This is a genomic window from Muribacter muris (genome assembly GCF_001038205.1).
Taxonomy (GTDB): Bacteria; Pseudomonadota; Gammaproteobacteria; order Enterobacterales; family Pasteurellaceae; genus Muribacter; species Muribacter muris.
On record NZ_JWIZ01000021.1, the window covers coordinates 1 to 14486 of the forward strand.

The window sequence follows — 14486 nt, forward strand, 5'->3', positions numbered from 1 at the left end:
AAGAGCCGGAGGTAGAAGAGAATTCAGCGGAAACTCAACCGAAGGTGGAAGAAGAGAACCCAGCAGAAGAGCCGAAGTCGGAAGAAGAAAAACGCCAACCTGCGATAGTATTAGATGAGATTGCTGATGATGATATTGTTAATATTGCGGAGAGCGAAGAATCTAAGCTTATGATTTCTGGTTCGGTGAGTAATGTTGCTGATGGTGAGAAAGTCGTTATTGAAATTGGTACACAGCAATTTGAAGCGACTGTAACAGAAGGTAAGTTTAACCAAGTGATTGATACCGCACTTTTAGTGACAAATCATCAAGTGAAAGTGAGTATTCAAGGTGTAGAAGTTGTAAGACCATATCAAGTTGATCTCATTCCACCAACAGTTGGTTCTATAACAATTGATCCAATCGTGAGTTTAAATGCTAATAATCTAGATCAAATGGTTACTATTCAAGGTACATTGGAGTTTGGTTCAGACGATGACTTAGCGATAGTGAGTTTACACTTAAATGGTGAAGAATTTATTGTCAATGTTGATGGAAATAGATGGTCTTATAGCTTAAAAGCCTCAAAATTGATTAATGCGAATGAGCATAAAATAGAGGTTCAAGCGATATTTATTGATCCAGCATACAATGGATCTTCGCTCAAACAAGAACTTACTTATGAGGTTCTTACCCCTGAAATTACTCTTGATTTGATTACGAGTGATGATTTTATCAATGTTACTGAGGGTAAAGAGACAATTACACTAAAAGGTAGCACCAAGAATGTTGAAGATGGTGAGACTGTGAATGTTGTTGTGGGTACAGAAACCTTTGCCGCAAGGATTACTGATGGGCGTTTTAGCGTGGAAGCAAGCGGTCAGATTTTAGCACAAAATCGCAGAGTGTCTGCAACATTGGCAACGGGTAAGGCGGAAACGTCTAGAGAATATGAGGTTGATCCAAATCTCAATGTCGCAATCGATATTACTCAAATTGGTCAATCGTTCAGTACTGATCTGGCTAAAACAAGCCGTATTAGTGGTGTGGTTGAATTTGATGGGATTTATGCATTGGGACAAAATTCACGAATGATCCGTGCGGTAAATGTGGTTATTGGCAATAAAACATATACCGCTGGTTTTGATGGCAAAGCTAAATCGTTTTATGTGGATATTCCGAATATTGAATTGGCAGAATTGAATGGTCAAACGGTACAAATTAACTTCCTCAATCGTAAGAGTCAGGCAGAGCTACCTTATACAACCATTTCGGAAAATGATCCTATTAATCTATTTGAGGTAGTTTATGACTTAACTCAAAATACTGATGGTAGCTATACAATGACACCTAAAGGTGAGTTTTATGGTGGAGAGCGTCCAGCAATTACGGTTAAATCGGTTACATTGACAAGCAATGTAGTCGAAGACTCAAAAGTCGTTAAACAAACTGATATGACCACGATTAGCGGTACGGTGAGCGGAGATGCCAAACCGGGTGATACTGTAAAAATTCAAGTTGGTGATAAAATTATCACAACGACTGTAGTAGAAGAGAATCGTACCTTTTCTACCAATATTGAATCCAGTCAGTTAAATCACCATAGCCAAGTCACTGCAATATTGGAAACACAGGATATTGTTTCAGGTAAATCAATAACTGTAAAAGACACCGAAAACTATATTGCTCCAAACTTGGTCAGTGCAACTTTTGTTTCTCAGCATTCAAACGTGCCAAAAGCCGAACGAAAAACTGACCATACAAAGGAGGATCATAATTTCCCTTACTTTATTAACGGAATACTTTATCCTGATAGTTTAGGGTTTAATCGTAATCATCCGATCGGAGGTAATCAAAACGCACCTTTCACTATTAAATATCATTTTATGACTACAGAGGAAGCGAATTCGACTCCTTGGAACGCAACGGGTATTAGTGGATATGAATCTGATTATACCGACAGAGAAAAAGAGTCTATTCGTTTTGCTTATAGAGAAATCGAAAAGTATGTCAATATCAAGTTTGTAGAAGTTGAAAATGTAATAGATGCAGATTCTAAAGTTTATAAAGCAAAAATAAACGATAGAAATAATGATATTATATTAGGTCTGGCTACCCCTGGCGGTAATTTAACTATCAATGGCAAGAGTTTGAGTTCAAATCTGGATAATCCAACACTTAAAGCATCATCTTACAATACGAATATCCACGAAATCGGGCATACTTTGCAATTAGACCACCCTGCTGGCGAAAACAAAGGCTTTGCCTATGAAGAAACCTCAGAGTTTAGTGTAGAGTCATACAATGGAGCGATGTCGTTAAAACAAGGGACGATAGTGAGCCGTTACAGCTCATTACGCCTATTTGATTTAGCAACTTTACATTATCGTTATGGCGTCAATCCTGAAGCCCGTAAGGGGAATGATACCTACGGCTTTAAAGATTATAATGCTACAGAAAATGATGGTGCATTGTATATTTGGGATGGAGCTGGAGTCGATGTTTTTGATGCATCTAATGAAAAAGTAGGTGTAAACGTAAATCTAACACCTGGATCCTGGATCTATCGAGGCAATCAATTAAAATCCCACTTCGCTGTAGAGGGAAAAGAACTTCTTAACAAACATAACTATTTCGGATTAGACGAAAATATTCAGATAAATGGTTCATTTGTTCACGACTTAGCAATCAAACTACCCGGTTTTCCTCCTAATCTACCCGTTGAAATGGTCATTGCAAATTTAGATCGGTTATTCCCAAATGCCCCTAAAGAAGAGGTTGATCGTCTCCGTAATACGTTAATGATTACTCATCGAGAGTTTAATGTATATACTACAGATCAAGCCTTTATTGGTTATGGTACGCAAATTGAAAACTTAATTGGCTCTGACTATGATGATACATTAACAGGTAACAATGCGGATAATAATATTCAAGGTGGTGCAGGTAATGATGTTATTAGAGGTGGTGCAGGTAATGATTACTTAGACGGAGGTACAGGCACTGATACAATGTATGGTGGCAGCGGTGATGATCGTTATATTGTTGATAATAAAGCGGATACCGTAATTGAACTTGTCAATGAAGGTACGGATACAGTGTTCAGTCTCGTTGATTACAAGTTATCGGATAATGTTGAAAATCTCACTTTACTTGGTACTGAAGCAAAACGTGCGACAGGTAATGCACAAGACAATGTGATTATAGCAAACAATATGGGCAATACTCTTATTGGGGAAGCTGGCGATGACCGTTTAATTGGTGGGCTAGGTGCAGATATTCTCACAGGGGGGGAAGGAAATGACACTTTTGTCTTCCAAACTGAATTGAATGGTAATATTGATATTATTACTGATTTTGAGGCAGGAGATAAAATTGCACTTTCAACTCTGATTTTCAAATCGCTTAGTAAAGGAATGGAAAACATCAGTGATTATATTCAATATAATGCTGAAGATGGTAAACTCTTCTATAATGCCGATGGCGATAGTAATAGAGATAGTGTGCATTTTGCAACCTTAAATAAAGGGGCTGTCATTGAACAAAGTCAATATGAGATTATTTAAAATATTCTGAGATAAGTTGACTATTAGGTTATATGAACGTTGCGTTTAAGTAAAATAACTTATTCTATTCATTAAAAAATCCGTCTAGAAATCTCTGACGGATTTTTAATTTGTATTTACAAAATTAGCAGATTATTTGGTGACGACAAACAACGTAATACCTTCCACATTTTGTACAATGACTTGATCACCGATATGGAGGTTTTCGCCCACTACTCGCCAAGTCGTGTCGCCGAATTTGCCTCGGGCAATGCCGTTTTCCAAAATTTCAATGATTTTTCCTTGTGTGCCGAGCATTGTGTGATCTCGAGCGTTAAGCTCGGTGGCTTGATCATCTTGGATATCTTTCTTGTGCTGATATTTCCACCATAGCACGCTAAAGAGAATGGCTAATACTGCAAAAGCCGCAGTTTGGTAAGCTAATGCAAGGTCGGGAATTAATGTAACCAGCCCTGCAATTAAGATCGCTGCAAAGCCCCACCAAACGACAAATACACCCGGAATTACGATTTCTAAAATCAGTAAGATAAAGCCTAAAATCAGCCAAGCTGACCAGCCGGAAAGCCATTCCATAATGAAGTCCTCACTTTAATGGTTATTTCTTTTCGCTTTTTAGTAATTCTGCAATACCGGCGACTGAGCCTATCAGATTACCTGCTTCTAACGGCATTAATACGATTTTGCTGTTGTTTGCTGCCCCAATTTCTTTAATCGCTTCTGTATATTTTTGAGCGATAAAGTAATTGATAGCTTTCGTGTCACCGTTCGCAATCGCGTCAGATACCATTTGAGTTGCTTTAGCCTCGGCTTCGGCGGCACGCTCACGGGCTTCTGCTTGTAAGAATGCCTCTTGACGTTCCCCTTCGGCTTTGAGAATACGGGATTGCTTTTCCCCTTCTGCGCGTAAAATTTCGGCTTGCCGAATCCCTTCGGCTTCTAAAATATCCGCCCGTTTGTTTCGTTCCGCTTTCATTTGTGCATTCATTGCCGCCACCAATTCTGCCGGCGGGCTGACATCACGGATTTCAATGCGGGTAACTTTCACCCCCCAAATGTTAGTCGCTTCATCGACAATGGCTAACAAACGCCCATTGATGAGATCCCGTTGGGAAAGCATATCGTCCAAATCCATTGAACCTAGCACGGTACGCATATTCGTCATTGTTAAATTGACGATAGCCTGTTCCAAATTATTGACTTCATAGGCGGCACGTCTGGCATCAATAACCTGTACAAAGCAGACGGCATCAATCGACACACTGGCGTTATCTTTTGAAATCACTTCTTGGGACGGAATATCCAGCACCTGCTCCATCATATTGATTTTACGCCCGATCCGATCGATGAACGGAACAACAATATTAAGCCCCGGTGTCAGTGTTTTGGTATAACGCCCGAAGCGTTCAACCGTCCAGTGATAGCCTTGCGGCACGGTTTTGATCGTTGAAAACAGCACCACGATTGCCAATAGCACAAAAACGAGTGAAACAATCGGGAAACCAATAAAATCAGCCATAGTTATCTCCTTAGTTCAGTATGATAGACGAGGATATAATAACCAATTTTGCCGGAATAACTAGGGCTTTTTCATATTTTAAGCGTATAATTCCACCTATTATTCATTTCCTTTTGTTATAATGAAACCGGCAACCGCAATAATTAACGGCAGTGCATTACGCCATAATATGCAACTCATCAAATCCCTTGCGCCACACAGCAAAATTTGTGCGGTGGTAAAGGCAAATGCCTACGGACAGGGGATTAGTCAGATCATCTCTCAGTTAGCGCCGATGGTAGATGCGTTCGGCGTGGCGCGCATTAAAGAGGCATTGACGATTCAAGAAACCGGCTATGCCGGAAAAATTGTGCTACTGGAAGGTTTTTTCGATAAAGAAGAGTTATTGAAAACCCTCTCCCGCCGATTTGATACCGTAATTCATTGCTTTGAACAGTTGGAATTACTGGAGCAGGCGGCAAATGAATGGCTGGCGGAACAGCAGAAAGGCTTTTGGCAACGTAAAACAAAACTGTATTTTCCGGTAACCGTTTGGTTGAAAATTGACACGGGAATGCACCGACTTGGCATACACCCTGTGCAAGTTGCAGCGTTTTATCAACGCTTAAAAGCCTGTGCATTAGTTGAATCGGTTCAATTTATCAGCCATTTTAGCCGAGCAGATGAATTGGATGCAGGCTATACGGAAAAGCAGATCGCCACCTTTGAGGACGTATGCCGCCCTTATGATGTGCAGCGTAGTATTGCTGCCTCAAGCGGCATTCTGTATTGGCAAAATGCCCATTATGATTGGGTACGTCCCGGCATTATTATGCACGGCATTTCCCCTCACGAACAACCGATTACCGAATTGGGGTTTAAACCGGTGATGACGTTATGTTCTTCTTTAATTGCAGTGCGTACGCACCACGCGGGTGAGCCAGTCGGCTATGGTGCAGGTTGGATTAGTCCGAAGGATACGAAAATCGGTGTGGTAGCGATCGGCTATGGTGATGGTTATCCGAGAAATACGCCGGAAGGCACGCCGGTGCTGATTAACGGGCGTAAAGTGCCGATTGTCGGACGAGTTTCAATGGATATGATGACGGTCGATTTAGGCGCAGAGAGCCAAGATAAAGTCGGTGATGAAGTGATTTTATGGGGAGAAGAATTGCTGATTGAAGAAGTTGCCGCCGCGATCGGCGTGATTAACTATGAATTGATCACGAAACTCACCCCAAGGGTACTGACGGAATATCGGGATTAACTGCAAGCGGTGAGTTTCACTCGAATATTTGCAATATTGTGTTGCGATGATACAAATTTGAATTTGTAGGGACACACTGCGTGTGTCCGGATTTTAACCTATTGAAATAATTTGATTTTTATAAAGGACGCACGCAGTGCGTCCCTACATTCTATTAAAATTTCTATTTTTGTGTATTTGCTACATAATGCCGTAATATCCCGAAATGTGTAAACGGCTAGGCGTGATTTTCCGCAATCACTGTGAGTTTTGCCGTATCCCAGTCGGTTTCCAACAATTCAACTTGCGGGACGCTTTGGCTGGCTTTATTGGAAAGTTGTTGAAAACGTTCGACTTTGCCTAGCAAGCCTTGCTTGCCGACCAAAGCGGTTACGGTTTGGTTATATTGATTGCTGGCACTGTTAAGGCTATTGCCCAGTTTGGCTAGGCGTTCGGCAATCACGCAGACCTGATTGTAAATCTCACCCGCTTTTTCACTGATTTCTCGAGCCTCACTGTTGCCCCGTTCAATCCGCCAAAGATTTGCCACCGTACGCAAAATAGGCATTAAGGTGGTGTGAGAAACTAAAATAACATTGCGTTCATAGCCGTAATGGAACAAGTGCGGATCGTGTTTTAACGCCTCAATGTATGCCGGCTCAATCGGGACGAACATTAGCACGAAGTCGGGGCTTTTAATGCCGATGAGGTGGCTATAATTTTTCTTAGCCAGCCCGTCGATATGTTGGCGGAGCGAGCGGCAATGCTCGTCTAATGCTTGTGAAATAGCAAAATGTTCTTCGGATCTGACCGCTTGATCGTAGGCAAGCAGCGAGACTTTGCTGTCTAACACCAAATGTTTATTGTCCGGCAATTTCACCACAAAATCGGGCGCAAAGCGTTTGCCTTCCTCATCTTTGTAGCTCTCTTGGGCAAGGTAGTGGGCGTGTTTGAGCAAGCCGGCAGCTTGTAAGGCGGTTTCCAGTTGAACTTCGCCCCAATTTCCGGCAATTTTGTTATTCCCTTTCAGTGCTGAGGTGAGATTTTGTGCCTCTTGGGACATTGAAAGCCCAATGTCTAATACCCGTTTGATTTCCGCTTCTAAGTTAGCATTGCCTTTGATCGCTTCGGAATGCACTTCATTCACCCGTTTTTGAAAGCCTTCGATCTGCTCTTTAAAAGGCTTCAATAATAGGTTGAGTGCCGATTGATTACTTTCGGCAAAGGATTTGCTCTTTTCGTCTAAAATTTGTTGAGCGAGATGCTGAAACTCGACATTGAGCTGCTGACGAACCTCTAAAAACTGCTGTTGTTGATGTTCAAAATGGGTCTGCTTTTCCGCCAATGTGGTGCGGATTTCAGTGAGAGCTTGCTGACTTTGCAATAGTTGTGAATGTAAATGCTGATTTTCCTGCGCTTTGTCGGCAACGACAGAGAGTTGGTGATGTAGTTGTTCCTCTAAACTGTTCGATTTTGCTTGTGCCGAGCCGATGCGTTCTTTTAACTCGTTGATATAGTGTTCAAGCTGATTTTCTTGTGCTGCCGCTTGTTCGATTTTTTGCTGTAACTGCGCAATAGCGAGATCCCGCTCGTTTAAGCGTTCAAGGGTGGTTTCCGCTTTGGTCTGTTGCTGAACCGCCCACTGCTCAATGTGCTGTTTTTGTGCTGACAGCAATTCGTGCTTTTCGGAGAGGGTGGCAAGCTGCCCGTTGGCAAGTTCTAAATCTCGGCTTAACTCTAACGCATCTCGTTGGTAGCGGGATTGGCGAAAAAATAGAACGAGTGCCGTTGCGCCGAGTAGGGCAATGATCAAATAAAGCCAAAGATCAATAGTATTATTCATTATGTTGCTACTGTAAAAAAATATAGTGGTATTGTAGTGTGTTTTATGAAATGAAATCAAGGGGGGAACTTTTGGTGGAAATGGCGTTCTCTCTTGTATTAGCGGTTGTGAACCGTTACACTTTGTTTTATCTCGTTAATCTTCGGAGAAAACCTATGAAAAAATTAACTTTAGCAGTATTTACGCTCTTAGCTTCAAATGCCGTATTGGCTGCGCCCGTTGGCGAAACCTTTAGTGGTTTAGGAGTAGGGGTAGATTTGACTACCGTTAAATATAAGAGTGCCGGTTTGGAAGGCAAGCAGGCAACCGGAGCAAATTTAGTGGTCGATTACGGTATGGATTACGGCGATCAGTTGGTTGGTGTGGTTGAAGCGAAAGCTAAATTGGGCAGCACGAAAATTTTTAATGATGTGAAGCAGAAAAGCCAATTCAGTGTTGCGTATGAGCAAGGCTACCGAGTGTTACCGGATTTAATGCCTTATGCGAAAGTGAATTACAGCCTCAGTAAAGTTGGCGATATTGGCAGTTTTAAAGGTATTGGCTATGGCGCAGGGGCAAAATATGCGGTATCAAACGATATTGAGCTAGGGGTTGAATACCTGAGAAGTCATTTAAAACACAGCGGCACAAAATTAAAGGGTAATGCGTTTAGCACCAATGTGTCATACCGTTTTTAAGTCTGACAAGCGGTGATTGAGTACAATATCTCTTTTTTTGTGCAGGAAAATTAGCCGGACGTGATAAAACGATACTGAATATGGTGGCGATAAATCTCGCCGGCTTTGCTGATGCCCCCTAATATCTGCCATTCTGGGTGGTTTGGCGTATCGGGCAGTACGCCGGGTTCAAGGGCAACGCCCGCATAATCGGGGTAAGTACCTTGAGTATAATTTGGCTGCCCGTTTAAGAAATTGCCGGTGTAAACTTGTAATGCCGGTTGTGTGGTACGGATTTCAAGGCGGATATTATCGGCACTGAGTACGGCATCGGGCGGACAAGCGGCGAGATCTGCCGATTTTTTTGCAAGTAAAAAAGCGTGATCGTAGCCTTTGACACACTGCTGATCGGCATCACGCAATAGATCCTGCCCAATCGGTTTTGGACTGCGAAAATCAAAGCCGGTCTGTGCCACGCTTTTTAATGTGCCGTTTGGAATACCCTCTTGGCAAACAGGCAGGTAGGCATCCGCATTGATCTGCAATAAATGCTGATGAATGGTCGGGGCATTTGAGAGGTTAAAATAAGCGTGATTGGTCAGACAAAGTGGCGTGTCTTGATCGCTGACGGCATAAAAGCAAATATCGAGCTGATTATCCGTCAGCCAATATTCTACGGTCGCGGTAACTTCGCCGCCAAAGCCTTCCTCACCATTTGCAAAGATGCGGCTGAATTTGACCGCTTGTGGCGTTGCGTATTCAACGTGCCAGCGCTGTTTATCCGCTCCCATTGTGCCGCCGTGCAGATGATGTTTGCCGTTATTTTGTGTCAGTTGATACGTTTGACCGTTCAGACAGTAACGCCCGTGGGCGATCCGGTTAGCGTAACGCCCAATGGTTGCACCGAAATAAGCCGTTTGGCGATGCCAATTTTGCGGCGTTGTGCCGACTAACAGTTCCCGTACTTCATTTTCTAAAGTGAGCTGACAAGAGAGCCAACTTGCACCGATGTCCGCCAGTGTAATTTTTAGCCTGTCATTTTCCAGTACATAGAGATTCATTTTTCCCCCTTTGAATATCGCACAGGCTACGCTGTGCTTAGATCAGTTTTACCCCATCGCTAGCGGTACAGAGGTAAAACGTTTCTTGAATACCGGTCTGTTTTTGGTAGTTTTCCGCAATTAAGCGGCGTAGCGGTTCGACCTTGTGATCCGGTACTAAACAGACGATACAGCCCCCGAAACCGCCGCCGGTCATTCTCGCTCCCCCGTCTTTACCGATTGCGACTTGGGCTAGTTCGGCCAAATAATCAATTTCCGGAATCGTGATTTCAAAATCATCACGCATTGAATCGTGTGATGCTGCCATTAGTGTGCCGAGTGTTTGCATATCTCCTGATTTGAGGGCATCAGCGGCAGCTAAGACCCGATGATTTTCGCTGATAACGTGTTTGGCTCGTTTGTAAGCCAGTTCATTAAATTGTTGTAGTGCCGATGCCCGTTCGCTAAATTGTTCGGGGCTGACATCTCGTAAGGCGTTCGCCCCAAAGAATTGGGCAGCGATTTCACACTCTTGACGGCGGCTATTGTATTCGCCTGTTACCAAATCGTGTTTGACATTGGAATTGATGATCGCAATCGCATAGCCTTGCGGCACGGACGTTGGCGTAATCTCAAGGGAACGGCAGTCAATCATTATTAAATGATCTTTCTGACCCAGTGCCGAAGTGAGCTGATCCATATTGCCGCAGTTTGCGCCGACAAACTGATTTTCAGCTTGCTGACCGATGAGGGCAATCTCGGTCAAAGAGAGCGACAGATCGCCTAGCACTTGGCAGGTCTTGCCGATCGCAATTTCAAGTGCCGCCGATGAACTTAACCCCGATGACATCGGCACGTTACTCGTCATAGCAATATCCGCTCCCTGTACAAATTCAGGGCAACGGGCTTGAATATAGTGGATCACCCCCCGCACATAGTTTTTCCATTTATCTTCGCTGTGGGGAAGCGGTTTTTTAATATCAAAAGCGTCCGTTTCGTGAATATCAATAGCATAGACCCGCCAAATACTATCGTCTCGTGGGCTAAAACTGACCGCCATTCCGTAGTTAATCGCGCAGGGCATCACAAAGCCATCATTGTAATCGGTATGTTCCCCGATAATATTTACCCGCCCCGGTGCAAAAACCGTTTTCTGTGCGGGGTAGCCAAAATGTTGCTCGAAAGCCGTATTTGAAGCGATGATTGGAGAAGTGGTTGAAGTCATAATAATCCCTTTATAACGCAGTAGTGTGTTTATAGTGAATGTCTTGGCTGACGGCAAGTAGGCGTTCGGCGGCTTGTTCGGGGGTAAGATCCCGTTGTGATTCCGCCATCATTTCATAGCCAACCATAAACTTACGCACGGTCGCCGAGCGTAACAGCGGCGGATAAAAATGCGCGTGCAGTTGCCAGTGAGATTGTTCGGATTGATGGAAAGGGGCGAAATGAAGCCCCATTGAATACGGAAAGCTGATGTTAAATAGGTTATCGTAGCGGGTGGTTAGTTTTTTTAATGCTAAGGCAAAATCGGCGCGTTCCGCTTGATTTAATTGCGTGATAGAGGTGAACTGCTTTGCTTTCGGCAGTAATAGCGTTTCAAACGGCCAGCTTGCCCAATAAGGTACAACAGCGATCCAATCCGCCGTTTCTACGACAATCCGCTCTTTTAATTGTAATTCCCGCTGGGCATAGTCGAGTAATAGCGGCGATTGATATTGGGCGAAATAGTCCGCTTGGCATTGGTCTTCAATGGCTAATTCATTCGGGAGAAAATTGCTTGCCCAAATTTGCCCGTGAGGGTGAGGATTGGAACACCCCATCATTTCCCCTTTATTTTCAAAAATTTGTACCCAGCGGTAACGCTCGCCCAACTCATTAGCTTGCATTTGCCACGTTTGAATGACTTGCTCAATTTCGGTATTGCTTAATAACGGCAAGGTTTTGCTGTGATCGGGGGAAAAACAGATCACCCTACTTTCGCCTTGAGCGTGCGCACATTTGAACAGCGGATCATCGTGGCTACTCGGGGCAGGGGTATCCGGTAATAAGGCAGAGAAATCGTTGCGGAAAACAAAAGGCTTTTGATACGCCGGATTTTGCTCGCCGGTGATGCGTTTATTACCGGGGCAGAGGTAACAGCTCGGATCGTAACTGGGCTTTTCGTCTTGCACTGGTGTTTCTTGCTGCCCTTGCCACGGGCGTTTTGCCCGATGGGGCGAAACGAGAATCCATTGATTTTTCAATGGGTTAAAACGGCGGTGAGGGTGATCGTTGAGGATAAAGGCTTCGCTCATAATACGCTCTTTAAGTTTTAATTGAAATGGGGAGAGTATAACCAAAGGCAGATAAAGATTGTGTGAGCGAGATCACAAAACCGCAAGAAATTCCACCACAACAGGCGGTCGGTTTGGAAAGAGATTAGGCGATGTTATGGATTAAACGCACAAATAGACCTTTCAATATCATTGTAGGAACGCTGGTGATCAGGCAAGACCAAAAGATGATAACGGGCACAAGCCTTGTGCCCCCAGCTACTGCGCAATCTTTAGCCCGATGCAACTGCCCATAATATCGGCATTTTATGCGATATTATGGGCAGTAGAGCAATCATATTGGTTGGGTTAGAGATTGCCGTTTTTGATATTTTCAAGCATTTCCCAACGTTCAAATGCCTGTTCCAGTGCCATTTCCGCTTCCGCCAGTTTTTGCAGTTGCACTTGGGTGTAAGCGGGCGTTTGGCTGAAGAAATCGGCACGATTAACCTCTTGTTGCAGGCTTTCAATCTCGGCTTCTAACTGTTCCATTTGTGTCGGTAACGCCTCCAATTCCCGCTGTTCTTTATAGGATAGTTTCACCTTTTTAGGCGTTTCTTTGGCTTTTGCGACAGCAACAAGCGGTGGGTTTTCCGCAGTTTTTTGCAAGATTTTCTCGCTATCTGCCCGCTTGTTTTGAGCTTGAGCGGCGAAGTAATTTTCCTGCTGCTGTTTAGCATCAAAATAGCCGCCGACATATTTATTGACTATGCCGTTGCCTTCAAACATAAAACATTCGGTAACGGTGTTATCCACAAATTGTCGGTCGTGGCTGACGACAAGCAGTGTGCCTTGATAATCGCTCAACATCTCTTCAAGCAATTCCAAGGTTTCCACATCAAGATCGTTGGTCGGTTCGTCCAAAATTAATAAATTATTCGGTTTGAGCAGTAATTTTGCCAGCAATAAACGGTTACGCTCGCCGCCGGATAGGGCTTTAACCGGCGTCATTGCCCGTTTCGGCGGGAATAAAAAGTCCTGTAAATAGCCGAGAACGTGGCGTTTTACGCCGTTGATCTCGACATCTTGCTTGCCGTCTGCCACGTTGTCCATTACGCTTTTTTCGGGATCAAGCTCGGCACGGTATTGGTCAAAGTAAGCCACTTCCAATTTTGTGCCGCAGCGTACTGTGCCGGCGGTCGGTTGGATTTCGCCGAGCAAGAGTTTAATCAGGGTGGTTTTGCCGATGCCGTTTGCGCCGATGAAAGCGATTTTATCGCCTCGCAAAATCGTGGTAGTGAAATTTTTGAGCAGCGTTTTGCCGCCGATTTCGTAGCTTGCATTGTCTAATTCAAACACAATTTTGCCGGAACGAGAAGTGTGATCGAGTTGAATTTTTGCCGTACCTTGAACTTCTCGGCGGTTGCGTCTTTCTTCCCGCAGGGCTTTTAAGGCGCGAACCCGCCCTTCGTTACGGGTGCGGCGGGCTTTGATGCCTTGTCGAATCCACACTTCTTCTTGGGCGAGCTTTTTATCAAATAGTTCGTTTTGTAACGCTTCAACCCGTAAATCTTCCGCTTTGGCAACGAGATATTTATCGTAGTTACTTGGATAAGAAACTAATTTTCCGCGATCGAGATCGACAATACGGGTTGCCATTTTGCGAATAAAAGCACGGTCGTGGGAAATAAAAATGATCGCCCCTTTGAAATCCAGCAATAAATCTTCCAGCCACGCAATCGCATCAATATCCAAGTGGTTGGTCGGCTCGTCCAGCAAGAGTACATCGGGATCGGCAACCAACGCTCGCGCGAGTGCGGCACGGCGTACCCAACCGCCAGAGAGTTCGCACAAACGTTTTTCGGGATCAAGTTCTAGCCGTTTGAGCGTATCTTGAATGCGGTTTTCAAATTGCCAGCCGTTGGCGTGTTCGAGCTGTGCTTGAATATCGGCGAGGCGGGTCATCAGTATTTCGCTGTAATCGGTCTGCATTTGCTGCGAAATATGGTGATATTGCTTTAGCAGATCGGCTAAATGGGCGATGCCTTCGGCGACGTAATCAAACACGCTGTCTTCGATATGGCGGGGCGGATCTTGCTCAAGACGGGTTACGACAATATCTTTTTCAAATACCAATTTGCCGTCGTCCAGTTGCACTTCGCCTGCCAGCACTTTCATCAGGGTGGATTTGCCCGCACCGTTGCGTCCGACCAAGCACACACGTTCGCCCGATTCAATATGCAGTTCGGTGTGATCGAGTAGTGGGTGGTCGCCAAAGCCAAGATAGGCGTGAGAAAGGTTAATCAGAGCCATAATATTTATGAAATAATGAATAATTTGCAAATTTTAGCAGGTTTCCCGCCGCTTGTAAGCGGTCGGTTAAGCGGAAAACTTTACAATAATTTTCTT

At 44.1% G+C, this 14486-nt stretch carries 10 protein-coding genes; 3 read left to right on the top strand and 7 right to left on the bottom strand.

Annotated features, from left to right (window positions below; all coding sequences use genetic code 11):
• Positions 1-44: 44 nt before the first annotated feature.
• Positions 45-3545, top strand: a complete 3501-nt coding sequence (locus RO21_RS12400; RefSeq protein ID WP_206539765.1) for an Ig-like domain-containing protein — start codon at positions 45-47, stop codon at positions 3543-3545.
• 132 nt (positions 3546-3677) lie between these two features.
• Here the strand turns inward: RO21_RS12400 and RO21_RS03675 are convergent, their stop codons facing one another.
• Both RO21_RS03675 and RO21_RS03680 read right to left on the bottom strand, forming a co-directional pair.
• Positions 3678-4118, bottom strand: coding sequence for an NfeD family protein (locus RO21_RS03675; protein ID WP_047976443.1), 441 nt, complete (start codon positions 4116-4118; stop codon positions 3678-3680).
• A gap of 22 nt (positions 4119-4140) precedes the next feature.
• Positions 4141-5061 (bottom strand): SPFH domain-containing protein, encoded by a 921-nt coding sequence (locus RO21_RS03680; protein WP_047976444.1) that lies wholly within the window; start codon positions 5059-5061, stop codon positions 4141-4143.
• A 121-nt stretch (positions 5062-5182) separates the two neighbouring features.
• Between RO21_RS03680 and alr the strand changes: the two genes are divergently transcribed.
• Entirely contained in the window at positions 5183-6307 is a 1125-nt protein-coding gene (gene alr / locus RO21_RS03685; RefSeq protein WP_047976445.1) for an alanine racemase, read from the top strand.
• 217 nt (positions 6308-6524) lie between these two features.
• On the opposite strand, the gene RO21_RS03690 is transcribed toward alr, so the two are convergent.
• Positions 6525-8129 (bottom strand): DNA recombination protein RmuC, encoded by a 1605-nt coding sequence (locus tag RO21_RS03690; RefSeq protein ID WP_047976446.1) that lies wholly within the window; start codon positions 8127-8129, stop codon positions 6525-6527.
• 155 nt (positions 8130-8284) lie between these two features.
• Between RO21_RS03690 and RO21_RS03695 the strand changes: the two genes are divergently transcribed.
• Positions 8285-8806, top strand: coding sequence for a porin family protein (locus RO21_RS03695; RefSeq protein WP_047976447.1), 522 nt, complete (start codon positions 8285-8287; stop codon positions 8804-8806).
• A gap of 50 nt (positions 8807-8856) precedes the next feature.
• On the opposite strand, the gene RO21_RS03700 is transcribed toward RO21_RS03695, so the two are convergent.
• The 4 genes from RO21_RS03700 to RO21_RS03715 form a co-directional block, all read right to left on the bottom strand.
• Positions 8857-9864: a galactose-1-epimerase gene (locus RO21_RS03700; protein WP_277619728.1), complete on the bottom strand. Its 1008-nt coding sequence runs from the start codon at positions 9862-9864 to the stop codon at positions 8857-8859.
• Positions 9865-9883: 19 nt separating this feature from the next.
• Positions 9884-11050: a galactokinase gene (gene galK, locus RO21_RS03705; protein ID WP_047976449.1), complete on the bottom strand. Its 1167-nt coding sequence runs from the start codon at positions 11048-11050 to the stop codon at positions 9884-9886.
• Positions 11051-11060: 10 nt separating this feature from the next.
• The gene (galT, locus tag RO21_RS03710) at positions 11061-12119 is read right to left on the bottom strand and encodes a galactose-1-phosphate uridylyltransferase (protein ID WP_047976450.1); all 1059 of its coding nucleotides are present in this window, start codon (positions 12117-12119) and stop codon (positions 11061-11063) included.
• Positions 12120-12446: 327 nt separating this feature from the next.
• Complete coding sequence (locus RO21_RS03715) at positions 12447-14390, bottom strand: ABC transporter ATP-binding protein (RefSeq protein ID WP_047976466.1); 1944 nt, start codon at positions 14388-14390, stop codon at positions 12447-12449.
• Between the last annotated feature and the right edge of the window lie 96 nt (positions 14391-14486).

Bases quoted from the DNA above. Each gene is read 5' to 3' on its own strand.
- alr (WP_047976445.1), top strand. From the start codon at position 5,183: ATGAAACCGGCAACCGCAATAATTAACGGCAGTGCATTACGCCATAAT.
- RO21_RS03675 (WP_047976443.1), bottom strand. From the start codon at position 4,118: ATGGAATGGCTTTCCGGCTGGTCAGCTTGGCTGATTTTAGGCTTTATC.
- galK (WP_047976449.1), bottom strand. From the start codon at position 11,050: ATGACTTCAACCACTTCTCCAATCATCGCTTCAAATACGGCTTTCGAG.
- RO21_RS03695 (WP_047976447.1), top strand. From the start codon at position 8,285: ATGAAAAAATTAACTTTAGCAGTATTTACGCTCTTAGCTTCAAATGCC.
- RO21_RS03680 (WP_047976444.1), bottom strand. From the start codon at position 5,061: ATGGCTGATTTTATTGGTTTCCCGATTGTTTCACTCGTTTTTGTGCTA.
- RO21_RS03690 (WP_047976446.1), bottom strand. From the start codon at position 8,129: ATGAATAATACTATTGATCTTTGGCTTTATTTGATCATTGCCCTACTC.
- galT (WP_047976450.1), bottom strand. From the start codon at position 12,119: ATGAGCGAAGCCTTTATCCTCAACGATCACCCTCACCGCCGTTTTAAC.
- RO21_RS03715 (WP_047976466.1), bottom strand. From the start codon at position 14,390: ATGGCTCTGATTAACCTTTCTCACGCCTATCTTGGCTTTGGCGACCAC.